Source organism: Bradyrhizobium sp. CCBAU 53338 (assembly GCF_015291665.1).
In the GTDB taxonomy this organism is placed as follows: Bacteria; Pseudomonadota; Alphaproteobacteria; order Rhizobiales; family Xanthobacteraceae; genus Bradyrhizobium.
Genome location: NZ_CP030049.1, coordinates 211,674 through 238,672 on the forward strand (window position 1 = coordinate 211,674; position 26,999 = coordinate 238,672).

The window sequence follows — 26,999 nt, forward strand, 5'->3', positions numbered from 1 at the left end:
AAACCCGGTCAAGTGTTGGAGATCAAGCGGCCTTGGGCGCCTGCGCCTTCGGCGCCTTGACGCGCGTCACGCTGTGACGACCGTCGACGCTGACAGGCACTTCCCCATCGATGGTGGCGCGGCGGACGACGCGGTGCTGATCGCCATAATCGTTGACGGCGTAGTGCTGGGTTGCCCGGTTGTCCCAGATCGCGAGGTCACCGGCCTGCCAGGTCCAGCGTACGGTGTTCTCGGGCGCGGTGATGTGGGACTGGAAAAGCTCGAACAGCTTCTGGCCATCATATTTCGGCAAGCCGACGAAGCGCTGCACGAAGTTGCCGAGCACCAGGGTGCGTTCGCCGGTTTCGGGATGAACCCGCACGACCGGATGCTCCGTCTCATAGATCGTGCCGGTAAAAACCTCGTCGAAATGCTTGCGATCCGCTTCGCTCGCGGGCGTCTTCACCGCGTAGTCGTAAGCGTTGCTGTGGACCGCCCAGAGCTCGTCGGCAAGCTTGCGCAGCGGCGCCGGCAGGTCGAGATAGGCCGCCGCCGTGTTCGACCACACGGTATCGCCGCCGTATGGCGGGATCACAACGCCACGCAGCACCGAGATTTTCGGATAGGCATCGACGAAGGTGACGTCCGTGTGCCACTGGTCTGCACGACCGCCGCCACGACCTGAATCGAGCTCCAGGATCGATGAAGTGCCCTTGGTCGCACCGACCGTCGGATGCGGCACGAGCTTACCGAGCCTGATAGCAAAGCGCTCCTGCTCGGCATCGTCGAGATGCCCCTGGTTGCGGAAGAAGGTGACCTTGTGCTCCAGCAGCACATGATTGATGGCGCGAATGACGTCGTCGGACAAATCGCCTGATAATTTGACGTTCCGGATTTCGGCACCGAGCCGGGCCGCACGTTTGACGATATCGGCGCGCGGAATGACGTTGTCGATGGTGATCGGGTTGCTCATGATCGTATCTCTCATTGAATTCGTGGACAAAGCTCCGCCATACGCCGGTCATGCCGGCGGCGGCGGACAGTGACGGGTGGTTTCCTGGTTGGCCCTAGGGGATCACGTCGGCGGCTAGACAGTCGGCAGCAGGCGGATCCCGGCGGTACAGCTCTCCGCCATCGCCGCAGTGCGAAGCGATGCGCACAGCACCATTAGCCGGGCCACATTGCGAACGATGTTTGGATCGGATTGCCGCATGGTGAACGACCTCGCTTGGACGTTGCCGATGGTAAAAGCGATGGCGCTCCAGTCAATGAAACGAAACCAGCGTTGTTTTCGGCGCCGCGCAATGATCGCTTCGTTGGGACGGCGAGCACGGAAAGATTTGCGATCATGACGGCCCATGCGAGCGCCTCACATGCGCGAAGACGAGCAAAATCGAGCCAACGGACGCACGAAACGACGCGGTTCATTTGCCTTGATCACCAGCACGAACGCACTCATCTCCCGCTAGCGACGCGCTCGTATCGTTCATGCTCGCTTCGCCGACAACAACGCAAATTCATTACATCGACAGCTTTGCGAGCATCGACATAGAGTCAACTGCAACGCGCGCGGTGACGCCGCGATCCGGAGATAACCAACCATTGCGAGCCAGATGATGAGCAAACGCCAGCTTTCCCTCAACTTCTTCATCTATCCGGACGGTCATCACGAGGCCGCGTGGCGGCACAAGGCCTCGACGACGGACCGCATTCTCGACGTCACCTACTATCAGGAACTGGCGCAACGCGCCGAAGCGCACAAGTTCGACGCGGTCTTCTTCGCCGACGGGCCGGTGCTCTCGGATAACGTCCGCTACGCGCAGCGCTTCCGGCTCGAGCCGATCACGCTTCTCGCCGCGATCGCGTCGGCTACCACGCACATCGGCCTGATCGCGACCGCTTCAACCACCTACACCGAACCCTACAATCTCGCTCGGCTGTTCGCGTCGCTCGATCACCTCAGCCGCGGGCGTGCAGGATGGAACATCGTGACGACAAGCTCGCCACAGGCAGCGCAGAACTTCGGCCTGCCTGAGCATCCTCCGCATCACGAGCGGTACGAGCGGGCGCGCGAATATCTCGATGTCGTCACCGCGCTATGGGACAGCTGGGAGGACGATGCGCTCGTCAATGACCCCGTCTCCGGCATTTTCGCTGATACCAGCAAGATCCACGCGATCGACCATATAGGGAAATACTTCCGCGTGCGCGGCCCGCTCAACGTCTCACGGACGCCGCAGGGCCGGCCCGTCTATGTCCAGGCCGGCTCTTCCGAGGACGGACGCGCCTTCGCAGCGCGCTTTGCCGAGGCCATCTTCACGGCGCACCAGACGTTGGCGAGCGCGCAGGAGTTCTATGCCGACATCAAACGGCAGGCGCGTGCGTTCGATCGCAGCCCTGACCAGATCAAGATCCTGCCCGGCATCTCGCCGTTCATCGCCAGCACACAAGCGGAGGCCGACCGGCTTCAGGACGAGTTCAACGCGCTGATCCAGCCGGAGTTCTCGCTCGCCCAGCTCCGCCAGATGACCGGGCTCGACCTCGCCGGCTTTGATCTCGATGGCCCCTTCCCACGTCACCTGATCGATACCGACGGTGCGCATGGCGTTGCCAGCCGCTTCAAGCTGATCGTCGACATCATCGATCGCGAAAAGCCCACGATCCGCCAGCTGGTGCAGCGCCTCGCCGGTGCGCGCGGGCATTGGGTCATCGCCGGCCCCCCGGAAAAGATCGCCGACAACATCCAGACCTGGTTCGAGAACGGCGCAGCCGACGGTTTCAACGTCATGCCTCCGTGGCTGCCGGGCGGGTTCGACCTGTTCGCCGAACAGGTCGTGCCGATCTTGCGCAAGCGCGGCCTCTTCCGCCGTGATTATGCGGGCAGCAGTCTGCGCGATCACTACGGTTTGAGCCGCCCGGCCAGCCTGTTCTCGGGCGCCGTGCGGGCCATTGCGTGAGGGTGGAAAACCAGTCGGGCCGTGCGCACGTCGTCTCTTCAGCAAGGTGCGTTGCCGGTTTTGAACAGAATGTCCGCCTCAGAACCGTCCAGCCTGACCAATTCGCAGCGCCGAAACGCCAAGCCAGTCGTTGAAAGCAGCAAGAAAAAATGCCGTGATCGCAGCACGTCTGGCGATCCGTCGATAAGAACGCGGGCGCCAGTTTCGGACGCCTCGATTAGTATACAGTTGCGCCACCATCGCCCGTCCGCTGCCAGGAGGGTCATCCGATGTTCATGTTCAAAACGGACGAATCGGGTTCCTCTCTTGGTCGGGAGCATCAAGACTCCGCCTGACGGCGCCTTCAAACAAAATCATTGCAATTAGAAGTCGAAGAGCAGAAGGCCAGCGCACGTCTCTGCCCAGACCGAAACATCAAAGTAACTGTGGCTTGATCCGCGCCGGCTCCGATCTAGCGGTTCTCTATAAAAAGGTGAATGCAAACAGGCTTGCGCACAGGAGGACAAATCCCGCTCCAGTCAGGCCCAGGAAGCTTCCTGAGATGAGATCATGTTCGCGCATGAGTGCCTCAGCTGTCTCTGCCAGCTTCGAATCAGAGCAGGTTTGGAGCGGCTGTTGTTAGCCCGCTTGCTCGCACTTTTTCGGCTATTGCGCGTTGAAAATGCATTTTTTGGACACTGCTCGAGACGACTGAGGCGTGTTGCAGCAGCAGGCCTCGTTTAAGGCTTGGCATACGACTTAAGCTGCTTGGACGTTGGCCGTACAAGATGGTCCAGAACCTCCGTCCAGGTAGATGTGAGCGGCTTCATAATTGCGATAAGAGTTCGGGAGTATCCTTTCGACATGCGTGGGTCTCTGATTGTCCTTGCCATCTTTGCAATTATCTTGGCCGTGCGCGGACACCAGCGTGAGAGTGTCGCGTTGCGTCCGACGGAAGCCATGCCGCCTGTCAACGTACCTTAAGGCTTGGCGGGAGCAAGGAATGCGTTGGCAAGATGCTGATCATTTGGGGCGTTTATCTCGTCAGTCAGATTCGAAGAACTATCCGCCGGCGCCGGTCGAGGGCAGAGCGCGGTGAGCAGCGCTATCGGAAGCGTTGAGACAGCCCAATCCGCGGAAACGTTCCGCCGTGCCCGCGAGATGCGGCGAGAGCCGACACAACCATCTGTTTGACATGCGATGCGTTTTTTGGAGGTTGCCGTGACAAAGCTTAGAGTTCTACTTCCCGCCTGCATTACCATCCTGGCGGGCAGCACGTCGACTGCGCTCGCGTGGGGACAGCTCGGGCATTCCGTGATTGCTGAGCTCGCGCAGCGACATCTCACCCCGGCTGCCACGACCAAGCTCAAGGACCTGATCGGAGAGACCTCGTTGGCGTCGATCTCGAACTGGGCTGACGACTACAAGTTCACGGCAGAAGGGAAGAACACGTATCGCTGGCACTTCGTCGACATCGATGTCGCCCGCGCCACTTATGATTCCGCGCTGGACTGCAATGAGGCAAACAATCAGGGCACTTGCATCGTGCGGGGCCTGCCTGAGGCGATTGCGGTGTTAAAGGACACTTCGCGCAGTAAGGACGACAGGCTGCGTGCGCTCAAGCTGGTGGTTCATCTTGCGGGTGATCTTGAGCAACCGCTTCACGCAAGTGAACGGGATGGCGACCAGGGTGGTAACAAGTTGCACGTCATATTGCGTGCCAAACGCTCGGATGGAACGTCATACACGCGCGCATCGACGTTTCACAGCATGTGGGATGATTCTCTGATCGACCTTCAGGCCTATTCGTGGGGAAGCTATGCGGACGCAATCGACGGTGCATCGTTGCCGGCGGTTGAGCCCGCTCCCTATGATGAGGCACGCATCGCTGCTTGGGCCAATGACACCCATGCGCTCGGGATAAGGGCCTATCAGCTTCTGCCTCAAGGTGCGCCGGAGCAGAACGACGCTGGTCATCCCATTGAGCTCGGAGCGGAGTATGCCGCTGCCGTCAAATCAGATCTTGATGGCGAGCTGGCAAAGGGAGCTGCGCGATTGAAAGCCATCCTTGAGGATGCACTTGGAGATTCGTGATGTGAGGCGAGCGTTGACCAACAGACGCGTCCGATCACAACTTTGTTCATCTCTCGAAGGCAACGCGAAACGCCGCCGTTGATTTGATATTTCTGCGCCCTTATTTGCGTCCTAGAGGTGGCGTCGGCTGCTACAGCACCGCCAGCTCGTTTGATGAAACCAAGGCTGGAAATGCAGTCGACGACGAAGCATTTGGACGAGATGAGAGGACCGTCGGCTCCAGCTCTCGGGGACGGTTTCGTTGTTGCGCTATTTGGACGGCGGCCACAGCGGGCTATCCGCCCACTTCCGCGCAGCTGGATCGTGCAGGGGATCGCCTCCGCAGGCGAGGCAGACGTAGCCCGGCCGGCCGGGCGCCTCGTCGTCAGGCACGGCCGTCATCGGCTTGCCGCAGGTCGGGCACAGGGTTTCGGCTTGCGTAGAGCCTTGTGATCGGATTTCCCCCCGTGTCGCGCGGCGATCAGGATGGAAGGCGCTTCCTACCCAGATTGCCGCGCTACACCTCCGCTGTGAGCTTAGTTTCTCTGGCGCCGTGAGCTCAAGCAGATCCTTTAAATCCGTCCGACGCATCAGCAGGCCCTTGACGGAACGCGCATCCGGCAATGATATTCGGGTTATCAGTGATGTTGCGGGGGGGCGTCGTGGAAGAGTTCTATAGTGGCTTTGCGCAGCGGGCGCGCGATCTAGCAGAGAAAGCCGACCCATTCACCAAGCGGCGGCTTCTCGACCTCGCCCAGCGTTACGATCTGAAGAGCAGACCGGGATCGCCAGGCGTTCGGTCCCTCCCGCCGCCCCGCGCAACGCCGCCGACGGTGCTCTTCTCCGGCGCTGGCGAAGTGTGATCCAACCCTTCGAAGCGATTACCGCCCGCCCGAGACGGTTATCTTCTCCGGACTCTCATTACGCAGGTCCCCGAATTCTCTTGCTGAGATTATGGCAATTTTCTCATCATTTGTTGCAGAGAATAGCTTGTCAGCGCAATGATTAGCTTGCATAATCTCTGCAAGAGATGATGAGATTATGGCCTACATTCATGAACTGCCTGCTTGGCCCACATTCACTTGGGATATGCAGCGGATTGCAGACCGATTGGCGGCGGTCCGTCATAAGCAGGGCCGCCTGCTCGGCCGGATGGAGCGGCTCGGATTCCCCCTCAAAACTGAGGCTACTCTTCAGACCCTCACTGAAGAAGTGGTGAAGTCGAGTGAGATCGAGGGTGAGATCCTCGATCATGCGCAGGTTCGGTCCTCCATCGCTCGTCATCTTGGTATGGACATTGGGGGCCTTATCCCTGCCGACCGGTACGTCGAAGGCGTGGTCGAGATGATCCTCGACGCCACCGAACACTATGCCGAGGAGCTAACTGCCGAACGCCTCTTCGGCTGGCATGCCGCGCTCTTCCCCACTGGGCGCAGCGGTATGACCAAGATAGTCGTCGGCGCGTGGCGGACGGTCGAGACTGGACCCATGCAAGTTGTCTCGGGCCCGATGGGTCGCGAGCGCGTACACTATGAAGCTCCATCGGCCGAGCGTCTCGATGCGCAGATGCAGACCTTCTTGGAGTGGTTTAACCGTAATATCGTTAGCATCGATCCCGTGTTGAAGGCCGCTCTCGCTCATCTTTGGTTCGTGACCATCCATCCATTTGAAGACGGCAACGGTCGTATTGCGCGTGCGATCGCTGACCTTGCGCTGGCAAGATCAGAGCGGAGCCCGCAAAGGTTTTACAGTATGTCCGCGCAGATTCGGCGCGAGCGGAACGACTACTACTCAATTCTCGAGCGGATCCAGAAAGGAAACCTCGACATCACCGATTGGATGGCGTGGTTCCTGGATTGCTTAGATCGCGCCTTTGACAACGCGGATGCCATTCTCGGGAGAATTCTCCAGAAAGCGGACTTCTGGGATCGTCATGCGGCTCGCCAGCTCAATGAACGTCAACGAACTGTGCTTAATTGCCTGTTCGATGGATTTGAGGGCAAGCTAACGTCCTCAAAGTGGGCAAAGCTAACGAAGGTCTCCCAGGCGACGGCGGCAAGGGACATTGAGGAATTGATCGAACATGGCATCCTTAAGAAAGATGCCGCCGGGGGCAGAAGCACCAGCTACTCGCTCGTTGACACACACAGCTGATGGCGGAACGGGAAGGATGAGGAGGAAGAAGCATTTGAGAAGATCCTCTCAACGCAACTTAACCGCAACATCGACGTCGTTAATTCGTCGAGACAAGAACTCTCGTTGCTGAGGCTTCCTCAACACGGGTGATCGGCTCTATCAACCTGCTGATCGAGTAGGCCGGCTTGCCTGCTTACGCTGTGATGACCTATTGTGCAGATGTCCATCGATGTGCGGATGCCAAGCGCAAGTTCGTGTTCACGGCAATCTTGATCCTTCGCCGCCGCCGATCTCCTAGGGTGCTCGCCATTTACTGCGTTAACCTCGGACTCGTTCATCCTCGTCCTTAAGAGAGACTGTCGTTCTAGAACGCCGAAGTAGGGCAATTTGAAAGGCGTTGAATGCGATGATTGGCACCGAGACACGAACTGCAGCCGGCATTCTCACACTCACCGCTTTGCGCGGTATCGGCCCTGCTACGGCCGAGCGTCTCGCTGAACGATTCTCGCTTCTTGAAGCGATTTTGGGCGCCGAGCCTGCGAAGCTTCGATCGGTCGTTTCGGCCGCGGTGGCTGAATGCCTTCAGGAGCCCGCCGCCATTGTTAAAGCCAGCGAGAAGGCACAGCGAGTGCTCGACGAGGCGGATCGGCGTGGGGTGCGTGTTCTGTCGATCTTCGATACGGATTATCCAGTGGCTCTGCGCTCTCTTGCCGATCGCCCGCCCATCCTGTTTGTGAAGGGCCAGCTTCCGCCGCGCCGCAGCGTCGCTTGCATCGGCACGCGCGAGCCGTCCGAATTCGGCGAAATCGTCAGCGATAGGATCGTGGAGACACTGGTCGGCGCCAATTGGGCGATCGTGAGTGGCCTTGCGATCGGCGTCGATACGTTGAGCCACCAAAGCGCATTGCATCACGGCGGGCGGACCGTCGCTGTGATGGCGGGTGGTCTTGAGGGCATTTACCCGAAGCAGAATAGCAAGCTCGCCGAAGAGATTCTGGAAAAGGATGGCGCGCTGATCAGCGAGCAGCCTTTCGGCGTGCCGCCATCCCCGCGCAATCTTGTGCAGCGCGATCGCCTGCAAAGCGGGCTTTCGATAGCAACCTTTGTCATGCAGACAGACATCAAGGGCGGCTCGATGCACACGGTGCGCTTCACGATCCAACAGGACCGCGTGCTGTTTGCGCCAGTGCCGCAGGGCCGTCATGCCACAGAGCCTAAGAGCCAGGGCATCTTGGCCATGACGCAGTTGCCCGCGAGCCGCTTCGCCGAAGCTGTGCGGGCTGAAGGTGACTACCGACGCATACTCGCCGAGAGGTATGGCAACCGCCCGGTGGCTGTGCCGCTAGCCAGCAAGGAAGACTACGCCTCCATGCTTGGCTTATTGGAAAGCCGCTTGGCTGGTGGCGAAACCCAAACAGTCGCTCCGCCGTCGTCACCCACGCAGATGTCGATGCTCTAACGGCTGGGATGTTCCTGTTTGACCTCGACATGACGCTTTTCGATAGCTCGGCCATTGCGCAGCAACGTCGCTTTCAGATGTGGGACAATGTCCGGCAGAATATGCATCTGATCCGGCCGTTCCCCGCGCAAGGCCGCGCGGCGCCTCATGAGCTTCCCGCCCTTCTCAGGGCGGACGGACAGAGGATCGGCATCGTCACCTCTTCGCCTGAATGGTACGCGACTTCAGTCCTCCAGCAATTCCGCATCCCTTACGACGTGCTGGTCAGCTACGGCAATACCCAGAACCACAAACCCGACCCCGAGCCGATCCTGGAAGCGCTACGTCGTGTCGGCGTGGCTGCGACGACGGAAACGCTCTACATCGGTGATGATGTCGGTGACATCGAAGCCAGTTACCATGCCGGGGTGACTTCTGTTGCGGTCCGATGGGGGCCTACGTCAATCTTCGAGCTTTCCTCCAGTGCACCGGACGTCTTCATGTCGAAGGCATCCACCTTGCTGAGACGCGAACATTCCTGGCCGCGGCTATATTGGCGAAGCGTGAGCGCAGCCGTGTTGTCGCTGAAGAGTGATGATACCCACGCCAAGATTCTCGGTGAGGCCGTAGGTCGAGCCATCGCAACCCTCGACTGGGCACCGGACTATGTTGTGCCGGTTCCGATGAAGCCTTCTCAACAGCGCAATCGCTTTGAATTGCTGCTCAATGAGGCAGCAGATCATTTCGATGAGGACATCGAACTGGAGCTGAAGGGCCTGCGTGTCGTCAAGGAAATCGAGGGCTACAAGCAGATGAATTCGCTGGAGCGCGCCGAAGCAATCAAAGGCGCTTTCCATTCTAATTTCAGATGGAACAATAACAAGATCTTGCTGATCGACGATGTCTACACGACCGGGGAGACCACCGGGGAATGTGTCCGGACACTCGCCGCCAGCGGCGCCGGCGAAGTCAGGATCATGACGCTGGCGAAGGACCAGCGGGTATTTGCTCGCAAGACCTGCCCCGCCTGCGGTCGCTCTATGAAAATCCGGGAGAATCACACAACCCATTTCAAATTCTGGGGCTGCTCGGGTTATCCTCACCACTGCCAAAACACTGAAAACTTCTAGAGCATGATCCCGAGAAGTGTGCAGCGGTTTTCGGAGGCTCAAACAATAACCTAAAGCGCGACGAGGATTCATCTCATTCTCATCGCGCTTTAATGTGCGCGTGAGCGATTGATCCGCGCTCCAAGCCAGAAAACATGCCGAGCGAGCGCGGAACGAACGACGCCATCGACAACGACCGGCATTGAAGAAGAGGAAGACGGACGTGGATCTGAATGGCCAGCGGTTTGAGGCCCGTCCAATCAGACGTGCAGAGCTCACGCGAGATGAGAGTTGACGTTGACGAATAACCCGGCCGAACCGTTTCCACCCGTCTGCTCGTCGCTCACTCCGCTCGGGCGGTCTTGCGGGCACGCACAACATGATCCCGTGTAGAGAGTGCCAAACGGCGGCGGCTAAATCGCGTCAGGCGAGCCATTTTCCGGAGCGCCGCGCTCTGCCTGCTCCTGCAGCTCGCGTTCGGCTTGATGCCAGAATTCGAGTTCGCGCCCTTCCGGCCTGCCTGCTTTCTCCCAGAGCTCGTGGGCCTTGTTTTTGATCTGCTCTTCGGTCGGGAATGCCATGGCGGACTCCGCGGGGGCACGGTCCCGCCTTTGGGGGGCTTTGGGGGTATGCGGCAGGACCGTGGGGGCACAAGGGCCCTTTCATTGAACCGCCCAGAAGCCAGCATGTTCCAATAACCAGGGCGAGGCATGAGATGCGCCCGAGCAAAATTAGCGCGCTCCAACCTCAGAAGGCCGGAAGGCCTAGCTAAATTTCCCCTCAGCACGATCTTACCTTCACGAGCGTATGATGCGTTTAGATGCAGACGTGCGGGCCGCTGCCGGCCGCCTTGGCGACCGGCTCCATCCGCGTGCAGCCAAAGGCGTCGCTAGAACACCGGCTTGCTTGTTGTCATGCGCTGCGGCTCGCCAGCTACAATCGCATCGAGAAAAGCGCTGTTGATATTGGTGCCCTCGCTGACAGCAGGCGACTTTACTTCCATCGCCTCCAGGGCACGGGGCTCTGTTCGGTGACGCGCTATCTCGATCGATGCGCTCGATCAACTTCTGAGAAAAGGCTAGCTCAAGTATGCGATCATTCTTCTCGAGCGCTTGGCCTAATCGGATCCACCGTAGCTAAACCTGGTATATTTGCTTGAGATCCGGCATCTGTGCGAGGCCGTCTTTGCCGGTGGCCAGGATGTTCAACACGAACCTTGAAAGTCACAGCCACGCCCTTCCCTAGCGCCACATCGTCGGCGTCGAGCGAAGTGCCTCAAGCGCGACCTGCCTTAGGCGCTCCGCTGTTGTCTCACCCTTGGTTGCGGCTTCGATCAACTTGGAGGCGACATGGGCACGAAGGCCAGTTTCACTGCGGGAGATCTCCTGGCAGACCTCATCAAGCACGGCGCGGAGAAGGACACTCGTCGCTGGGTCCAACACGGGCGACTCCGAAAACGTGAAGGAAAATAAGGGCACGAGCAGGCACGTTGCAAATTTGATCTTTCGTCTGAAAGTAGGACAATATAAACTGTTAGCCCGGATGACGCACCCAGGCCGGGTGTCAACGAACACGGACGACATTGCGCAACTAGGGGCAAGAACGGACCCGGCTGTCCTGGCGGAATTCGGCGTTGAACTGGGATTTGTTGATGATTTTCACCGCAGCGGGATTGCAACAGGCCGATCCAGCTGTTCAGCACGCCCCCCAACGGTTGGATGTGAACCCATCCGCTAGGCAGGCGCGGCCGAGCGGGTGGTCCGGAACTCGCCGCGCGCAGACGAACAATGGATTCGATGTCCGACCGTTTTCCCTATTATGAGATTTTGCTCACTCGCCGTGGCCGCGGCTGGTTCTGGTCGCTCTCGACGGATGAAGGGATGCTGGTCATGGCAGGTTCAAAACGTAGCCGGCTGGCCGCCCGGTATGAGGCTAACAGGGCTTTGTTTTTGCTGCTCAGCGCGCCAGGCGGCGCGCGACATCCAGCTTCACCGCCGCGAGCTGGCGAGCGGCCAGGTGTGCGGCGTTAGCTGCTGCGGCGCCGTCCCGAAATCAACCAGATATGTTCGGAGAATGATGATGACGAAGCGCGGACCGAAGGAGCTATCTCAAGCCGGCATCGTTTTTCCAAAGAAACCTCGCCCGGCAAAAGCAAAAAAGCTGACGGCGACAATGAAGCGTCGTGCACTCAAGGTGCAAAAGGTCGAACGAGCTGCAACATCATCGCAGTGAGCGCGGCTGGGATCAGCACGCGCGCTGGAGCACCGCCCTGCCTCCTGGCGCGACGGAGATCGTGCTCGCTTATCACCGCGCGGTCAGCCTGCGAGCCTCCGTGGTATCGAGCAGGATGTTGTCGATCAGCCGGGTTGAGCCAACATAACCTGCGACACAAATCGCAGCAGGACGCGTCAGCTCGCTTGTAGCTGGCGTGAGCGTTTCGGCATCGACGATTTCCAGGTATTGCAGCTCGTCGATCTCTATAGTCTGCCTGGCGAGTGACAACAGCCGGATGGAATCGCGCTCGCCTGCCTGAAAGACAGCCTTTGCTGCGAAAAGGCCGCGGCTGATGGAAAGGGCGCTGCTGCGTTCAGGAGCGCTGAGATAGCGGTTCCGGCTGCTCATGGCGAGCCCGTCCGGATCGCGAACCGTCGGGACGGTGACGATTTCGATCGGGAGATTGAGATCGGTGACCATCCGCCGCACTACGGCACATTGCTGAAAGTCCTTTTGTCCGAAGAACGCCAGATCAGGCTGCACCATGTTGAACAGCTTGCAGACGACGGTCGTAACACCCCGAAAGTGGCCGGGCCTGAACGGGCCACAGAGGGGCTGTGCCGGTGCACCCGGTTCGACAAAGGTGTCGAACCCCGACCGATACACTTCCTCCGCCCCGGGAGCAAAGATAATATCGACGTCAGCCTCGCGGCACAGTCGTTCGTCTCGGGGGAAGTCCCGTGGATACACGCTGAGATCTTCCTTCGGGCCAAACTGGGCCGGGTTGACGAAGATGCTGACGACCGTGGTGTTGCAGCGTGCCCGGCTCGCTTTAACAAGCGCGAGATGACCATCGTGCAGGTATCCCATTGTGGGCACAAATCCGACGCGACCATTCGGTTTGTGACCAGCGAGGGCGCGGCGCAGCTCGCGGACGGTTTTTATGGTGCGCACGACGCTAAATTCCGTCCCGCTCGCCTGGCGTCCAGTTTGCGACGACCTCCGCCAGGGATTCCGGCAAACGGTAGGACTCCTGAGCGTCCGGAAATGTGCCCTCCCGGACATCGGTCGCCCAGCTTGCGAGGGCATCCTGCAAGACCTGAAATCCGTTCGAATAGGGGCGCACGAATTTCGGCCGGTGCCCCTCCGTCAATCCGACCACGTCGTGGAACACGAGTACCTGGCCCGAACATTTCGCTCCCGCGCCGATCCCAATGGTCGGAATCTTCAGGATCTCGGTCACACGCGCTGCAAGCTCGGCCGGAATGCCCTCGAGCACGAGCGCAAAGCATCCCGCTTGCTCTAACCGGTGCGCGTCCTCGAGCAGTTGCAATGCAGCCTCGCTCGTGCGACCCTGCACCCTGAAGCCGCCCATGACGTTGACGCTTTGCGGGGTGAGGCCGAGGTGTCCCATCACCGGGATTTCGCATTGGACCAGCGCGCGTATCATGTCGATGCGCTTGGCGCCCCCTTCCAGCTTGACGGCATCTGCTCCCCGTTGCAGGAAGCCACCTGCGTTGCGGATAGTTTCCTGCGGGCTGACATGGAAGCTGAGAAACGGCATATCAGCCACGAGCAGCGCACGAGGTCTTGTGCGCGCGACAGCCTCCAGATGATAGTTCATCATCGGCATGCTGACCGGAAGGGTATTGTCGTAGCCGAGACAGACATTGCCGACGCTGTCGCCCACGAGGAGGATATCGACGATGGAATCGGCAATCCGCGCTGTCACGGCGTCATAGGCGGTGGTCATCGTTATGCGCCGCCGTTCCTCCTTCCATTGTTGAAGGAGCGGAATCGTCACTCGCGCACTGGGCGCTTGAGATATGTGGCTCATCTGCGATCCCCGGTTGTGTTCAATCCGCATTCGTTGCAGCTGCGCTTCTTAGGGGAGACGACAGAAATGGGTCAATGGTCAATTTAAGAAAGAGAAAATGTCTCTCTGAATGGCAACATCAGCAGGCCGGAGGTTTTGATGATTGCGCGATCATGGTGTGAGTACTTCTTCGCGTAACCAAATCCCGCGGCGTTGAGCACGTGGAGGGGCGCAACTGTTCCGGTGATGGACGGCTTGCGGCGCGCGGCCGGGGACATTGCAGACGAGGTTAGGCAACAGAAACACGTCTATTGCACGCCGAACCAAAAATGCCGCGCGGGTCTTAGGGACGTCCGAAAGGCAGCAGCGTCCCTTGGGCGCCAATGGCTTGATCTCGGAAAAGGCGACACGGGAGTGGTCGTCAATGTAGACGGGCTGGGAGCGCCGGGTAATGCCGTCTCCGATCCCTCCAAAAACGCCACAGCGTTATGATGTCGATGTGAATGATCTCGCCTGGGCTTTCACGCTCATATCGGCCTTCCCCGCTCAGTCAGCTCCTCGCGATCCGGTTCAATTCTAAGCGACGAGGATGGCTGACGGCGGCCGTCGACACTTCGACCTGGTCGGCGATCTGCGTGCCGGTGTAGATGTCGGCGCAATGCGTCGAAGCCTGCACATGTGGCTGGCGGGACTTGGCGACGAAAGGGTCTGGAGGAGCGATTGCGCAACCAAGCAACACCTTCCGCGCGGAACCGCTTGACCTATTTTCAATCGTCTTCGGCAAGATGTTTCACAGGTCAGCCATCGGCTTGCGGCAGCCTACTCCTCCGCAGCATCGCCTATCGACCTTTGGGCATCAACGGCGCATTCTTGTGGGTGTTCATCCGGTCTCTCCCAGAACACTGCAGCTTCGGAAACTCAGCTTTCTCGGTTCAGAACGGATGGGCACTTCCTGAAAGATCACAGCTACGTTGAGCCGAATTATTAGCCAAACTTGAACAGTACGCCGTAACCACCTCGCGGATAGCTCCACTCGATGTCACCTCTCTCCTCGCAGATCACGCGGCAAGTGCCGCACTCGATGCAGCCGTCCACGGCGACTTCTATCTGGTGCTTGTCGTTAGCTACATAGCAGTGAGCCGGGCAGGTTGTCAGCATGCTCACGAGCTCCGAGGATGGCATCGTGTGTGGCCGCACCTTGATGTGAGGGTGCCCAGGATCAAGCAGGTAGCGGTTGTAGAATAGCCTGTCCTCGACGCGCGCGGATCGGTCGGTCGACATGGTTAGCCCTCATGGGGGTGTGAGAGAAGCGTTACCGCCAAGCGCGCGCGAGGCGAACGGCATCACCGAGCAGGCCGCTCCACGAACGGCTCTTGACGAAGGAGTTTAGTGATTGCTTTTCCTTTTCGGCCTTTGGTGTCCCGTCGACCCGCAAGAAATTCTGCATCGATTCCGAGACGAGCTCCGGATATGTCAGAAAAAAGTTCCGGGAGTAGGTGTGCATCAGCGCGGGCATGTCTTTGTACTTCCTTAGGTCCCTAATGACAAACGAATGGTCCAACATCGTCTTGTAAATTGACAGATTCGTCGCTGTCATTGGGGCGCCGCGCGACTTGACTTGGATGATCGCTTCGGCCGCGAGTCGCCCCGATGTCATTGCGAGGTTTGAGCCCTCGCGATGCATAGCGTTGTTGAGTTGAGCGGCGTCGCCTACGACGACCCAGCCCTCGCCATATAGCTGCGGAATGGCCTTGAAGCCACCCTCGGGAATGAGGTGAGCGGCATATTCCTTGACTTCCGATCCCTCGATCAGCGGAGCGACCGAAGGATGCCGCTTGAAGCGATCGAGCAGACCATACGGTGTTTCCCCGGTGCTTGTGAAGTGCGCGACCAGGCATCCGATGCCAAGGGAGATGCATTCCTTATTGGTGTAGATGAAGCCCATGCCTGTCATGCCGCGGGAGATGGTGCCCGCAGCCTCAATGACGAGCCCTTCATCGCCCTTAAGATTGAAGCGGGCCTCGATAACTTCGCGCGGTAGGAAGTGCATCTCCTTCACGGCGAGTGCGACCGTGTCCGGCGTAGGCCGCTTGCGTACGCCGGCCCGCGTGCCAAGAAGGCCGTTGACGCCTTCCGCGAGGACCACCGCGCCAGCATGGATCTCGCCATCGGCGCGGTCAGTCCGCACACCCACCACCTTGCCGTTAGCATCTTGCATTAGTTCGGTTGCCGTTGTCTCGCATAGCACCGTGGCGCCAGCTTCGCGAACTTTCTGCGAGAACCACCTATCGAACTGAGCGCGGATGATAGTATAGCGGTTCGGCCTTTCTTCGTTGAAGTCGTCGGAGCGGTAGTGCAGGCCGGTGTGAGAGCGGTCATCCATCATCCAGAAGCGCTGTTCGACCAGATGCCGCTCAAGCGGCGCGTCTTGTCGAAAGTTAGCGACAAGCGCCTCCAGCATATCGGCATAGAGGATCGCACCCTGCACGTTCTTCGACCCGGGATATTCGCCACGCTCGAGCTGAAGAACCTTCAGGCCGTGCTTGGCAAGCGTGAGCGCCGCTGCATTGCCGGCCATACCTGCCCCGACGACGATGATGTCAAATGTTTCCGCGGTCACGAGGTCTCTCCTTGTCCTATCCTGCGATCCGGTCGCGCGAATGCGGCGACAGCCGGGCGCGAAACGCCTCGGTCAGGATTGGCAGCAACCGGATCGCGTCCTCGACAATGCCTAAATGCGAGAACTCGAAGATAGGCGCGTTCCTTTCGGTGTTGATGGCGACGATAAGGTCGGCGCCGTCGACACCGACGCGGTGCTGAATGGCTCCGGAGATTCCGGCGGCGATGTAGAGCTTTGGCCTGATGGTTTTGCCGGTTTGGCCAATTTGCCGGTCGGATGTGACCCAACCCTTTTGCACCAGGGGGCGCGAGCAGCCAAACTCGGCACCTAGCACGTCGGCGAGCCGGCGCACGAGCCGGAAGTTTTCAGACGAACCAAGGCCGAGGCCTCCGGCAACGACAACATCGGCATAAGCGAGATTGGATCGTGCGGAATCGCGATCCGGTAGGAACGACAGCACCTTCGTTACGATATCGTCCTCGACAAGTCCAAGCGGGAGGGTGATGATGCGGCCGATCGGGCGCGCGCAGCGTTCTGGCACAGGCATCACGCGCGGCCGGACTGTAGCCATCTGCGGACGGTAGTTCAGCGTATAGATCGTGCATAGCAGCGAGCCGCCAAAGGTCGGACGCGTCGCGGCGAGGGAACCGTCGGCATCGACGTCGAGCTCTGTGCAATCGGCAGTCAGACCAGTGCGCAATGTCGTTGCGACTGAACCTGCTAGGTCGCGGCCTAGAGTGGTCGCGCCTAGGAGCAAGATCTCGGGCTTGTAGCTATTGACGAGCTTGGTGAGCGCCTTGATATAGGATTCGTTGCGATAGTCCTTGAGCAGATCATCGGCGACCATATAGACAAGGTCGGCTCCGTAGCAGAACGACTCGGTAGCGGCGGCCTGCGATGCCTCGCCCTCTTGCCCGATCACCACTGCGGCGAGATCAACTTTGAGCTTGTCAGCAAGCTTGCGGCCAACGCCCATTAGCTCCCAGGATACAGAGTGGACCTGGCCGCGTTCTTGCTCGATGAAGACCCACACATGTTTGTAGGTCTTGAAGCGGTCAGACAGCTGCTTCTTAGCCGCGGCGCGACTCGAAGGGGAAGCGCCGATTTCAGATGCGGTATTCATGTTGCGCCTTTCTTTAGCTCAATAGCCGCGCGCCAGTGCCGCGAGCTCGATCTCGAGGGCCGGCCGGCACCTGAAAATAGCGTTGATCAATGCCTCCGCGGGCTGCTCGTCAGGCTCTATCATCGTGGCCTTCTCGTTGCGGGCGGCTGGTGCGAAAACGCGCTTGACGACGGTGGGCGAGCCCCGCAAGCCGCATTGTGAAATGTCATCAACCCCCGCCTGTTGCGCGCTCCATTTCAGGATCGTCGCGCGGGCAGCGCGCAGCGCATCAGCCATCGCACCGCGGCGGATCTGGTTCGTCGCTTCGAGCATCGTGACCAGGCAGGGGAGCCGTGTCCGAAGCAACTGGACGCCACCCTCAGAGCGTCGCTCGACGTCGATGGTGCGGGCATGCAAGTCCAGTGCGCTGATCTTGCCAACATAGGTGAGCTGAAACAGGCCAAGCCGTTTTGCGATGCCAGGGCCGACCTGTGCGGTGTCTCCATCGATGGTCTGCTTTCCTGTGAAGACAATGTCAGGGGCGCCGAACTCGCTCGAGATCCTACGGATCGCTGTCGCCAAAGCGTAGGTTGTGGCTAGGGTGTCCGCGCCCGCGAAAAAGCGATCGGTCAGGAGCACCGCACGATCCGCGCCGAAGGTGAGCGCCTTGCGAAGACTGTCCTCGGCAGAAGGGGGGCCCATAGTCAACACCGTGACTTCGCCGCCGAACTGATCGCGTAGCTCAAGGGCAGCTTCCAATGCAAAGAGATCGTACGGGTTGATGATGGTCGGCACGCCCTGACGCATGATGGTATTTGTCACGGGATGCACGCGGATCTGTCCGGAGTCTGGAACCTGCTTGATGCAAACGAGCAAGTGCATGATCTTCTCCAAGACTAATCTCCCCAAAACAGTTCAGAGTGGAATGGCAATCACACCAACGAGAACGAGAACGTTTCAGTCGGCGGAGGTTTCGGGTGTAACCGCTAGGCGCCCGGAGGGCAGTACGCCGCTGCGACTAGGCGTAGCCAGTCCGACAGAGGGCAGTTCAATTTCGTTACCAATCTGCACTAGTACGGGTACAGGCTTGGTGTCGGGCGCGGCGTCCTTTAAGACCTTGAACACGCGCTGTTCAATCGGCGGTGACGTGACGAAATCTGAATATGCGCGCTCAAGCACGAGTTTGCACCGTTTAGCAACGCTGTCGTCCGCCAGATCGCTAAGGCTCTCCTTAGCAAGATATTCGCCCATGCGCCTGAGAATGTGCAGCCGCGCAACGTTGACCACTTTAGGATCGTAGTCGACGCCTAACAGAGCGAAGAACTCTTCGGCAGAAGCGGCTTTGCTGAGGCGCGCGATAATTCCATCAGACATTCAAGTTCCTTCATACTCTGCGGTCTCTACCGGCCGGGTCTGCTTCGCGGGTGCGCTGATATGCCGAGCGAGCGTTGCGCCTCAACGTCCGGCCCGGTGCGATCTAATTGGTGGCGATCTGCACGCCGCGAGTCCGCATCGGCGCGCTCACTCCGGGCGTCGGCAACAGTGGCCGATGCTGGTAGTCCGGAGCCGACCGTCGTCGGACGAGTTGGCTGGCACGACGGACCGGTGTTCGCGCAAGGCCGTCACTTCCCCATGAAGCTGTGGCGTTGTTGATGCTTGCGGAAATTAGCGCTGATGCGATCGGCACCGTCTTGCTTTCTGGAGGTTGGCGCTTGGTGTGCCATCGGTCGAGATGATGTTGTTGGTCGACGAGAGATCGGGACTGATCAAGGTCTGATGGTGTCGGGCGGGGTGCCGTCATCTGGGTCTTTCCATATTCATTCCAATCATCGAAGTGAGCAATGCACGTGCCACCTCAGCTACAGCTTGCGTTCGACCAGGCGGCTCTCACCGCTCTCTTCGCCAAAGCAACGACCAAAATCGGCGCATTGGGTGCAGACTGGCGCCCTGCACATACCTAAACTATCGCGTTCGCAGAGCACGCGATAGAAGAAGCGCTTCCAACGCATATTCCCGGTGTTCCGGCGGGCCAGTGGCGCGAAATGGCGCGTCAGGAGACGGGACAGCTCCGTACGCCCGCGCAGCCCGAGATCCTGCCAGAGGTGGTGAGGCTCCATTGCACGTCGCGCTACCATTGCCGCGAGCCAATGGCCGACGTCGCCGGCAGTCGAACGCTGCGCGAGCAGGAGCTCGCGCAGGACAGCGGTTTCGTCATGGACGTCGGAGGATGAGTTTGGTATCCATGTGAAGGCGCGGGCCGCGGCCGCCGGGAAAAAGCCGGCGAGCAGTTTTCTCAGGGCATGCTCTGGAATTCCAACGCGTTCTACGATCGAGCCGCCATCCAACGCGGCAGCGACCAGGATTGAGGCCAGTGCATGACGATCGAAATCATCGTCGGCGCTGATTTCGGCTTCCGCTGGGTTGCTGCCCGTGAGCAGTCGATAGAGCGCGATTCCGACCTGTTGCACAACGGCGCTCGGCTCAGCCGATCGAGAGTTCGACACTTCCATGTTACTCGCTTGCACCTCAGCCAAGAAATGCCCCGCCGCTATTGGAAAGACCGCTGGATAGCCGGCCCCATGAGACGAGGAGACCGGCAGGATCCTTATGGCGTCGCGGGCTGGGCCGCGGTTTTGCCGATCTGGCTCTCGTCTACCGCCTTCATGATCCCGTGTTCCATCAGCATATCCTCCAGCTCGTCCATGCTGATCGGGGTCGGAACAACGCCCTTCCCGCCGTTGTTGTGTATCTTGGATGCAAGGTTGCGATAATGATCCGCCTGCTTGGAGTCCGGCGCATACTCCAGCACCGTCATGCGGCGCAGCTCAGCATGCTGCACGATGTTGTCTCGCGGCACGAAGTAGATGAGCTGAGTTCCCAGCTTCTTCGCCAGCGCGTCCGCTAGCTCCAGCTCCTTGTCGGTCTGACGCTCGTTGCAGACAAGCCCCCCAAGACGGACGCCGCCTGAATGGGCGTATTTCAGAATGCCTTTGGAGATGTTATTGGCGGCGTACATGGCCATCATCTCGCCGGACATCACAATGTAGATTTCCTGCGCCTTGTTCTCGCGGATCGGCATTGCGAAGCCGCCGCAGACGACGTCGCCGAGCACGTCGTAGGATACGTAGTCGATGTCCTCATAGGCACCGTTGTGTTCTAGAAAATTGATGGAGGTGATGACCCCCCGCCCAGCACAACCGACGCCAGGCTCTGGACCACCGGACTCCACGCAGCGGATGTCCTTATATCCGATTTTCATGACGTCCTCGATCTCAAGGTCTTCGACGCTGCCGACACTGGCGGCGAGGCTGAGAATGGTGTCTTGCGCCTTAGCGTGCAGGATCAAGCGCGTAGAGTCCGCCTTAGGATCGCATCCCACGATAAGGATTCTGTGGCCCATCTCAGCAAGCGCTGCGAGCGTGTTCTGGGACGTAGTCGACTTTCCGATACCACCTTTGCCGTAAAATGCGATTTGCCTCAGTGACGACATGTTCATCTCCATTAAGCGGGTGCCAAAAGCACCGCGCAGTCTCGCGTCGCATTGAGCCACCGTCAGAAGCGGCGACCCGAGGATTCGGTAGGGAGAGTTTGGAGCCGCCAGCCGAGCTCTCAGCTCCCACCGTGTTGCTGTATGCGAAGTGCAACTGGTGTGCCGTTGGCTCCGCGCGGACTAAGGCGCTGAGTACGCTCGCAAAGTGGTTCGCCCGGAGCCGAAGTTGGAAGGGATGTCGCCTCTACGAAAGTCAGGCCAGTGTGAGGATCCAGACAAAGGAGCGCCGCCATGGTAAGATCACAGCGTATCTGCGCCGCCATAGGCGGGGGAAAGGTTGCTTCAGGTTGGGCGCTAGCGTTTAGACGCGTCGGTGCAGATCGGTATTGCGACAGTTAAGGAGCCATTGTCCAATGTCTGTGACGGACGAAAGTGGATCAGCTATGCCGCCCAGAGCCTGTCGCATGCGGGAATCGAGAGCGACAGCCTCGCCTCGGGCGGAGGCCGACTCTCCCGAAAGGGGCGTGGGCTGGCTGAACCCTGCTCGGCTGCTGTTCGGCGCCTTCTTGATGGAGCGCAGCGTTAAACCGATCGCCTAAGGCAGGAAGCGCGCTCCCGGCGCGAACATCTCGCTGTCGTCGACAAGTGCGACGAAGCCACGGATAAGCGATGAATACTGGCGCTAACGGCTGTTGCAATCATGCAGGTGCTTGAAGACGTTCGGGCAACCTGAACTGCAGGCGCCTCGCCAAAGCGCGATAAGAAGGAGCTTCTGGCGCGAGCAATGGACCGCACAGCGATGGTGCGGCTTCCTTAGGAAGACGCCTGTCACGTTATGGCTGGACTGGCCGCGGCAGGGAAACCCGAGAGCCGAGATAGAGCGAGCCGGGTCGGATGCGGCGGCGCCTAGTTACGCCAATGCTCTGGGATATTCTGGTCTTACCCCTGGCTGACGAGCGCTGAAGCGAGCGTCGATCGCGAGGCCTCAGGCCGGCCATTGGCCAGCGAAGAGCCGGAAGTGTGCACCGGCCGCCGTTGTCCTGCCGTGCAGAAGCACCGCCGTGTGTGCGATCTTCCATAAAAGCACGTTCTCACTGGAATAATCGTACGTAGATGCGTCGCTCGTGTGCCCTCTCATGTTTCGATGTGCATCCGGTGATGCCTTCGTGCCGCAAGCGCATGCGTACCGCCCGCTTTCTCGCCTGGGAGGCGACCGACCGCCACCCGCGGAATCAACGATTTGGATCGACAGGTCTGCATAGTGTCGGTCAGCAACATAATGCGCCTAGTTGGTCGGCGCGCGCCTAGACATCGTCGGTCGATTCTTGGAAAAGACGCGGTCGTGGTGCCGATCGACTGCCCCTTACGTGCCGGCGACTAACAATTGTCAATCCAGCGCGACTATCAGCACTCGTCCGGTAACTGGACGTGCCTGATGCCGTCGCGCGGCGCAACGCGATCAAGCTCCTTGCGCTTCATCCCGACGCGGCGACCGCTTTCGATGAAATCGACGCCATAAATGTAGAATCGCTGGAGGAAGGTGCCAATCGAGACGACATAGCCGATCTCGCCCTTCACAGCGAGAACCTCGCCGATCTCCTTGCCAGCATACGTCCCATCATTTCGAATGGTGCGCGTTGCCCGCACTTTCTCTCCATAGCTGAAAAACGGCTGGGCCGTTAGCTCGATAAAGTCGTCGTCGTTCACGTGGTCGCTCATACTCGCATTTCCTCGCTCCAGCGGAGGGGTGGCCGGCGGCCGCGCGCGTTTTGCACGAGGCTATCATGGCTTTCGCCCCGCACCATGAGCTCGCCAGCCACGGCACGAGCCGTAACGCTGAAATGGATGTCGGATGGCGGGCCGTCAAGTGCACTGCAGCGTGGCGTTAGGTAAGCATGCCGGGTAGCCATGCGTAAAATGCCTTGGGCCACGACCGGGTGGACATTGGCCTCGTCTTGATTATCCCTCCAGGGAGCTCCGGTGTTAGCCGGTACATGCTAGCATCTGAGTTTTCGCCGGCCTCGCCGGCAACGATCGGCTGCAGGCTGCCATTCTCGATCGGCTTTCGAACTCGCATCTTCGTCGCGCGATGCGGAGCGTTTCGCGACGGCACACCAAATTGCTCGGCCAGGCGTTGAGGGGATGCCCGCGGATCTGTTGACGAGATCGCCCAGCAGAGGTGACGCAAGACCAGAATGAGAGCCCTACTGCGATTGCGCAGCGACGATACGCGAATATGGCGGGTGGGCCTCGTCGAGGCGCTGGGCGAGGAAAAGGCGGTGCGGTGCTAGCAATGGTACACCTAAGCGCGACTGATCTGGTAGGCGCCCGCGCCATGGACCGCCAATTCAGACAACGATTGCGTCGACCTGGCGTTCCGGTCGAGAGCCTCGACGCCGCCATAACTCATCATAGTGTCTGTCCTCTCGAACACGTTCAGCAAAACCTTGGCGTCGATTGTATCGCTGGGGTCGAGCTCCAGTAGCTCCTGGATCTCGAGCCGCCGCTCGGCGACCCGGCCCGCCGGTCGGGGCTCAGCGGTTACGCTCGGGCGGCTGCCAGGCTGGGAGCAGTCGCCCGAGCAGAAAGCTGCCTCCAATGCCGCGGTCGCTGCGGGGCATTCTTGACGTCGATTGGCGCGTTGTCGGTATGACCATGAAGGTCATGCTGTTTCCCCTCTAGCAGGCGCTTGGTAGCGCGGTAGCGAGGTATCGATGACGCAGGTTCTGTCCACAGGACAAACGGCCACACATTGCGGCTCGTCGAAGTGCCCGATGCACTCAGTGCACTTCTTTGAATCGATTACGAAAGAGCCATCCCTCTCAAAGATTGCTGCATTCGGACATTCCAGCTCGCAGGCGGAGCAGCCCGTACATTGCGAAGAAACGATCTTGAATGGCATTGATGTCTCCTCAAGCTGCAGAAATAACCGTGGCGTTGCGACTGCCGGCCTGAATGCGCTGCACGTGTGCAATCTCGCCGCTGTTGACTTTCTTCAGATAGGCTGTGAACCACACGATCGCCGACTTGACGATGAAGTCATGGGCGAATTGATCGACTGGCGTGATGCCTGCCTTGATCAGGGCCTCCCTCGGGCAGGCGCCGATCTTAGCCACGAACACTGCGTGGCAATCATTGATTGCGCTGATAATCGAAGCCAAGCTGCCCTCCTCGCCGTAGCCGCCCTGGCAATAGACATCGACGCGGCGGTGGCCTACGAATTTCGCCCCTGCCTTCGAGAGCTCGTAAACCTGGAACTCCGCAGCGTGGCCAAAGTGCTCATTGATCAGACCAGAGCCCTTAGTCGCGACCGCAGCCAGCACCTTGATGTCGCTTGACACATCCGCCAGTCCGACAAGCGCGTCATGCCCTGCCACAATCATAGCGGCGCGCTCCTTCTCGACCTTGGCTCGGTAAGCCTTACGGGTGTCCATATCGTAGTTCAGCTCCATTGACATGATCCTCTCGATGGTGAACTCGGCGGTGCGGCTCTCGCCAAGCAGACCGACAGCGTCAGCGCGGCACTGACGGCAGTGCCGCATCATAATCATCTCGCCTTCGCAGGAGTCTTGAACGGCTTTCAACTCCTGAGGGCTCGGGCCACGCTGACCGCTGGCGCCGAAAGCAGTGCCGTGCTCCGGTGAGGAGATAAGCGGCATGATGTTGTGCAAAAAACCGCCGCGCGATTTCACTACCTTGTTGACCTCCGCAAGGTGATGGTCGTTAATCCCCGGTATCATTACAGAGTTGACTTTGGTGAGGACACCGCGCTCGGTGAGCATCTGAAGCCCCTGAAGCTGGCGTTCAGTCAAAATCTTAGCCGCTTCATGGCCGGTGTAACGCTTGTGCTTATAGAAGATCCAAGGATAGATCCGAGTGCCGATCTCAGGATCGACCGTGTTGATGGTGATCGTGACATGGTCGACGTTGAAATTGGAAATGGCGTCGATGTAATCCGGCAGCATAAGCCCATTTGTGGACAGGCACAGCTTTATGTCGGGGGCCGCGGTCTTGACTAGCTCGAAGGTTTTGAACGTCCTTTTGGGGTTCGCCAGCGGATCGCCCGGGCCAGCAATGCCGAGCACCGTCATCTGCGGGACGGCCGAGGCGACCGCCAGTACTTTCTTGACAGCTTGTTCGGGCGACAGCCTCTCGCTGACCACGCCAGGGCGCGACTCGTTTGCGCAGTCGTATTTGCGATTACAGTAGTTACACTGAATATTGCAAGCGGGTGCCACCGCGACATGCATGCGCGCGTAGTGATGATGCGCCTCCTCGCTATAGCATGGATGGGTCTTCACTTTGTCCCAGAGTCCGGACGGCAGATCTCCCTGCCCTTTTTGCGATCCGCACTTTCCTTGACCGCAACAACCTGAGGTGCTGCAGCTCTTGCGCCCGACCTGCTTGGTATCGCCGAGAGCGGTGAGGATATCGCTCCTGCTAGCGCCGTGTTGAGCTGAAGCGTACATTTGGTCATTCTCCCTGGAGACCGAATAGATTGGAAGCTCGGATCTTGCCAAGCGTCTGATGCGTCGTTCTAGAACGGCCTTCAGCAACCTCTATGCCAGCGTTGGGTCCATGCGCTGGTTTGCGCCTGCAAGATTGGTCGTTACAGAAGTCGAGTATGTCGGGTAGCCGACGCACGTTGGAAAATGGACGAATTTGGCGTTACCAGAGAGCGCTTTTACGAAAATGGTCTGCGCATCCCCGGTTCGACCGATCGTATCTGGCTATCATGAGCCAGAGCGTCAGCCCGAACCTGGCCGCGCGCGCAAATTAAAATGAATCGAATTGAAGCCCAGGGCGCAAAGAGGAGTTCGCTCTAAAGACAGCGTTTGGTCGCGCGCCGAAGGGGGACGCCCGCCAAGCGTAGGGGCGTCCGTCGCGTTCTAGCAGGCCGTTGAAAAAAAGTCGCTCGCCGCTGATGGTGGTACCGTGATCCATTGGCGGCTCCGACAAACTTCGGAGATGGTGCCTGGGTCGCGGCGATAATCGAATGGGCGAGCTGTATAGCTAGCTTGATCTGGAGACGCGGGTGCGGCGTGATCATCCGCCGCGATTCTAACGATTGTGAACGAGGCGCTGTCGGCGTTGGAGCGGGACTGCGCTGCGCTCTATTCGACGATTGGACGGGCTGCGATCTCGCAGAGTGAAGCTGCTGCGGGCGACGCTGTTGCAGGCGTTTTATTTGATCCGCGCGGAACGGCTTGTGAAGAGCGGCTGGAATACCCGCCCGCTGTCCGCTGGTTTGTCGCAATCGGGGGTGACGACGTGGTCCGGGATGTTCGATGTTCTCGAAAAACGGCGGCCGGGTGCTCAATCGGCAGTCCGAAGGACGACTCTGGCGAGCCGCCGGCCCGACTTCCATAGCCAAAACACGCTGGAAGGACCTCCATGCGTCGACCACCAGTCCCGATGCTAGGCGCTACCGCGCTGCAGGAAGGGCAAAGGCAAGAGGACGCCACTGTGGACACGGGCTGATGCAGAACCGCCACGACCGGCTGGCCGACGCCTGCCTCATGCTGGCGGGCATGCCGAATGCATCGCAGCGCTGCACATGATGGAGCCGCGTGCTGAATGGCCGGCCCACGATGCGGAAGAGTTCGTCAATGAGCCGCGCTCGATGAACGTGACGCGCATGTTTCACAGAATACCAGCGGCCGTAGCTCTGAGTTTGGGTCGGTCACTAGCCGTAAGCCAGCGCATCTGCAAGCGGGTCGGGAGGCATTCGGCGGGATCAATACGGTTGCCGGGCAAGAGACAGGTTTCATGGTGGTGAGCGCGCCAAATGGGCCTCTATCTTCGTTGCCACCGCCTACAAGCTGGTGCGATTGCCGAATCTTATCGCGGGACCGGGCTGAAGGCTAAGGTGCACGGCTTCGGCTGGGGCTTGGCCGGTCGCTGACGAACATTGTCAAGATGGACAACCGGGACAGAGAGTTTCTCGATCTTGTCGAAGAGGCGCATCTCACCTTCGAGGACAAGCCCGACAACAAATGTGCCTTCGCTGCCCTGAAGGGCTTCCTTGATGGCTGCCAAGTCACCCGCCACGGATCGCCCCGCACCGAGTTGTCATGTGTCGGCGA

General features: G+C 59.5%; 23 protein-coding genes and 2 pseudogenes. 8 read left to right on the forward strand and 17 right to left on the reverse strand.

The genetic code is table 11. From position 1 onward, the window contains the following. Positions 1 to 22: 22 nt before the first annotated feature. Both XH90_RS35265 and XH90_RS35270 read right to left on the reverse strand, forming a co-directional pair. Positions 23 to 952 carry a TauD/TfdA family dioxygenase gene (locus tag XH90_RS35265; RefSeq protein ID WP_128929949.1) on the reverse strand — a complete coding sequence of 310 codons (930 nt, stop codon included), beginning with the start codon at positions 950 to 952 and terminating at the stop codon, positions 23 to 25. 114 nt (positions 953 to 1,066) lie between these two features. Then, entirely contained in the window at positions 1,067 to 1,339 is a 273-nt protein-coding gene (locus XH90_RS35270) for a hypothetical protein (RefSeq protein WP_128929948.1), read from the reverse strand. A gap of 253 nt (positions 1,340 to 1,592) precedes the next feature. Between XH90_RS35270 and XH90_RS35275 the strand changes: the two genes are divergently transcribed. From XH90_RS35275 to XH90_RS35295, 6 genes are all read left to right on the forward strand, one after another. Continuing rightward, on the forward strand, positions 1,593 to 2,936 hold the full coding sequence (locus tag XH90_RS35275) for an LLM class flavin-dependent oxidoreductase (RefSeq protein ID WP_128929947.1): 1,344 nt from the start codon (positions 1,593 to 1,595) through the stop codon (positions 2,934 to 2,936). 1,200 nt (positions 2,937 to 4,136) lie between these two features. Then, a complete protein-coding gene (locus XH90_RS35280) occupies positions 4,137 to 5,009 on the forward strand; it encodes a S1/P1 nuclease (protein WP_164934264.1) in 873 nt (290 codons plus the stop codon). A 641-nt stretch (positions 5,010 to 5,650) separates the two neighbouring features. Then, positions 5,651 to 5,851, forward strand: a complete 201-nt coding sequence (locus XH90_RS39240) for a hypothetical protein (RefSeq protein ID WP_128929944.1) — start codon at positions 5,651 to 5,653, stop codon at positions 5,849 to 5,851. A 178-nt stretch (positions 5,852 to 6,029) separates the two neighbouring features. Continuing rightward, positions 6,030 to 7,142, forward strand: a complete 1,113-nt coding sequence (locus tag XH90_RS35285; protein ID WP_128929943.1) for a Fic family protein — start codon at positions 6,030 to 6,032, stop codon at positions 7,140 to 7,142. 388 nt (positions 7,143 to 7,530) lie between these two features. Next, positions 7,531 to 8,583: a DNA-processing protein DprA gene (locus XH90_RS35290; RefSeq protein WP_128929942.1), complete on the forward strand. Its 1,053-nt coding sequence runs from the start codon at positions 7,531 to 7,533 to the stop codon at positions 8,581 to 8,583. 8 nt (positions 8,584 to 8,591) lie between these two features. Beyond that, positions 8,592 to 9,692 carry an HAD-IA family hydrolase gene (locus XH90_RS35295; protein WP_128929941.1) on the forward strand — a complete coding sequence of 367 codons (1,101 nt, stop codon included), beginning with the start codon at positions 8,592 to 8,594 and terminating at the stop codon, positions 9,690 to 9,692. A 392-nt stretch (positions 9,693 to 10,084) separates the two neighbouring features. Here XH90_RS35295 and XH90_RS35300 read toward each other — a convergent pair whose 3' ends face one another. Next, positions 10,085 to 10,252 carry a DUF2934 domain-containing protein gene (locus XH90_RS35300; RefSeq protein WP_128929940.1) on the reverse strand — a complete coding sequence of 56 codons (168 nt, stop codon included), beginning with the start codon at positions 10,250 to 10,252 and terminating at the stop codon, positions 10,085 to 10,087. Positions 10,253 to 11,750: 1,498 nt separating this feature from the next. Between XH90_RS35300 and XH90_RS35305 the strand changes: the two genes are divergently transcribed. Then, on the forward strand, positions 11,751 to 11,903 hold the full coding sequence (locus tag XH90_RS35305) for a hypothetical protein (RefSeq protein ID WP_164934263.1): 153 nt from the start codon (positions 11,751 to 11,753) through the stop codon (positions 11,901 to 11,903). A gap of 72 nt (positions 11,904 to 11,975) precedes the next feature. On the opposite strand, the gene panC is transcribed toward XH90_RS35305, so the two are convergent. The 13 genes and pseudogenes from panC to nifB all read right to left on the reverse strand — a co-directional run bounded on the left by panC (position 11,976) and on the right by nifB (position 25,382). Further along, positions 11,976 to 12,839, reverse strand: coding sequence for a pantoate--beta-alanine ligase (gene panC / locus XH90_RS35310; protein WP_164934262.1), 864 nt, complete (start codon positions 12,837 to 12,839; stop codon positions 11,976 to 11,978). 4 nt (positions 12,840 to 12,843) lie between these two features. Further along, positions 12,844 to 13,722 (reverse strand): 3-methyl-2-oxobutanoate hydroxymethyltransferase, encoded by an 879-nt coding sequence (gene panB / locus XH90_RS35315; protein WP_128929937.1) that lies wholly within the window; start codon positions 13,720 to 13,722, stop codon positions 12,844 to 12,846. Between the two features lie 529 nt (positions 13,723 to 14,251). Further along, the gene (locus tag XH90_RS35320) at positions 14,252 to 14,485 is read right to left on the reverse strand and encodes a hypothetical protein (protein ID WP_128929936.1); all 234 of its coding nucleotides are present in this window, start codon (positions 14,483 to 14,485) and stop codon (positions 14,252 to 14,254) included. A 200-nt stretch (positions 14,486 to 14,685) separates the two neighbouring features. Then, positions 14,686 to 14,982, reverse strand: coding sequence for a ferredoxin family protein (locus XH90_RS35325; protein WP_128929935.1), 297 nt, complete (start codon positions 14,980 to 14,982; stop codon positions 14,686 to 14,688). A 31-nt stretch (positions 14,983 to 15,013) separates the two neighbouring features. After that, positions 15,014 to 16,321, reverse strand: coding sequence for an FAD-dependent oxidoreductase (locus XH90_RS35330; protein WP_128929934.1), 1,308 nt, complete (start codon positions 16,319 to 16,321; stop codon positions 15,014 to 15,016). A gap of 16 nt (positions 16,322 to 16,337) precedes the next feature. Next, positions 16,338 to 17,444 (reverse strand): electron transfer flavoprotein subunit alpha/FixB family protein, encoded by a 1,107-nt coding sequence (locus XH90_RS35335; protein ID WP_128929933.1) that lies wholly within the window; start codon positions 17,442 to 17,444, stop codon positions 16,338 to 16,340. Positions 17,445 to 17,462: 18 nt separating this feature from the next. After that, entirely contained in the window at positions 17,463 to 18,305 is an 843-nt protein-coding gene (locus XH90_RS35340; RefSeq protein WP_128955188.1) for an electron transfer flavoprotein subunit beta/FixA family protein, read from the reverse strand. Between the two features lie 180 nt (positions 18,306 to 18,485). After that, positions 18,486 to 18,797 (reverse strand): annotated as a pseudogene (nifW, locus tag XH90_RS35345) (nitrogenase stabilizing/protective protein NifW); the annotation flags it as partial. Positions 18,798 to 19,282: 485 nt separating this feature from the next. Continuing rightward, entirely contained in the window at positions 19,283 to 19,933 is a 651-nt protein-coding gene (locus tag XH90_RS35350; protein ID WP_128929931.1) for a nitrogen fixation protein NifQ, read from the reverse strand. 95 nt (positions 19,934 to 20,028) lie between these two features. Continuing rightward, a complete protein-coding gene (gene nifH, locus XH90_RS35355) occupies positions 20,029 to 20,913 on the reverse strand; it encodes a nitrogenase iron protein (RefSeq protein ID WP_128929930.1) in 885 nt (294 codons plus the stop codon). Between the two features lie 1,404 nt (positions 20,914 to 22,317). Beyond that, positions 22,318 to 22,632, reverse strand: coding sequence for a nitrogen fixation protein NifZ (locus XH90_RS35360; protein WP_128929929.1), 315 nt, complete (start codon positions 22,630 to 22,632; stop codon positions 22,318 to 22,320). A gap of 943 nt (positions 22,633 to 23,575) precedes the next feature. Then, positions 23,576 to 23,815 carry a 4Fe-4S binding protein gene (locus tag XH90_RS35365; RefSeq protein WP_128929928.1) on the reverse strand — a complete coding sequence of 80 codons (240 nt, stop codon included), beginning with the start codon at positions 23,813 to 23,815 and terminating at the stop codon, positions 23,576 to 23,578. A gap of 10 nt (positions 23,816 to 23,825) precedes the next feature. Next, entirely contained in the window at positions 23,826 to 25,382 is a 1,557-nt protein-coding gene (gene nifB, locus XH90_RS35370) for a nitrogenase cofactor biosynthesis protein NifB (RefSeq protein WP_128929927.1), read from the reverse strand. A gap of 554 nt (positions 25,383 to 25,936) precedes the next feature. Here nifB and XH90_RS35375 point away from each other — a divergent pair. Next, positions 25,937 to 26,781: pseudogene (locus XH90_RS35375) on the forward strand (transposase). Here the strand turns inward: XH90_RS35375 and XH90_RS35380 are convergent. Further along, the gene (locus XH90_RS35380) at positions 26,755 to 26,952 is read right to left on the reverse strand and encodes a hypothetical protein (RefSeq protein ID WP_164934261.1); all 198 of its coding nucleotides are present in this window, start codon (positions 26,950 to 26,952) and stop codon (positions 26,755 to 26,757) included. The pseudogene XH90_RS35375 and the gene XH90_RS35380 sit on opposite strands and share 27 nt — an antisense overlap. Positions 26,953 to 26,999 lie beyond the last annotated feature (47 nt).

Coding starts and splice junctions, on each gene's coding strand:
- XH90_RS35265 (WP_128929949.1), bottom strand. CDS start 952: ATGAGCAACCCGATCACCATCGACAACGTCATTCCGCGCGCCGATATC.
- XH90_RS35270 (WP_128929948.1), bottom strand. CDS start 1,339: ATGGGCCGTCATGATCGCAAATCTTTCCGTGCTCGCCGTCCCAACGAA.
- XH90_RS35275 (WP_128929947.1), top strand. CDS start 1,593: ATGATGAGCAAACGCCAGCTTTCCCTCAACTTCTTCATCTATCCGGAC.
- XH90_RS35285 (WP_128929943.1), top strand. CDS start 6,030: ATGGCCTACATTCATGAACTGCCTGCTTGGCCCACATTCACTTGGGAT.
- XH90_RS35290 (WP_128929942.1), top strand. CDS start 7,531: ATGATTGGCACCGAGACACGAACTGCAGCCGGCATTCTCACACTCACC.
- XH90_RS35295 (WP_128929941.1), top strand. CDS start 8,592: ATGTTCCTGTTTGACCTCGACATGACGCTTTTCGATAGCTCGGCCATT.
- XH90_RS35300 (WP_128929940.1), bottom strand. CDS start 10,252: ATGGCATTCCCGACCGAAGAGCAGATCAAAAACAAGGCCCACGAGCTC.
- XH90_RS35305 (WP_164934263.1), top strand. CDS start 11,751: ATGACGAAGCGCGGACCGAAGGAGCTATCTCAAGCCGGCATCGTTTTT.
- panB (WP_128929937.1), bottom strand. CDS start 13,722: ATGAGCCACATATCTCAAGCGCCCAGTGCGCGAGTGACGATTCCGCTC.
- XH90_RS35325 (WP_128929935.1), bottom strand. CDS start 14,982: ATGTCGACCGACCGATCCGCGCGCGTCGAGGACAGGCTATTCTACAAC.
- XH90_RS35335 (WP_128929933.1), bottom strand. CDS start 17,444: ATGAATACCGCATCTGAAATCGGCGCTTCCCCTTCGAGTCGCGCCGCG.
- XH90_RS35340 (WP_128955188.1), bottom strand. CDS start 18,305: ATGCACTTGCTCGTTTGCATCAAGCAGGTTCCAGACTCCGGACAGATC.
- XH90_RS35350 (WP_128929931.1), bottom strand. CDS start 19,933: ATGGAAGTGTCGAACTCTCGATCGGCTGAGCCGAGCGCCGTTGTGCAA.
- nifH (WP_128929930.1), bottom strand. CDS start 20,913: ATGTCGTCACTGAGGCAAATCGCATTTTACGGCAAAGGTGGTATCGGA.
- XH90_RS35360 (WP_128929929.1), bottom strand. CDS start 22,632: ATGAGCGACCACGTGAACGACGACGACTTTATCGAGCTAACGGCCCAG.
- XH90_RS35365 (WP_128929928.1), bottom strand. CDS start 23,815: ATGCCATTCAAGATCGTTTCTTCGCAATGTACGGGCTGCTCCGCCTGC.
- nifB (WP_128929927.1), bottom strand. CDS start 25,382: ATGTACGCTTCAGCTCAACACGGCGCTAGCAGGAGCGATATCCTCACC.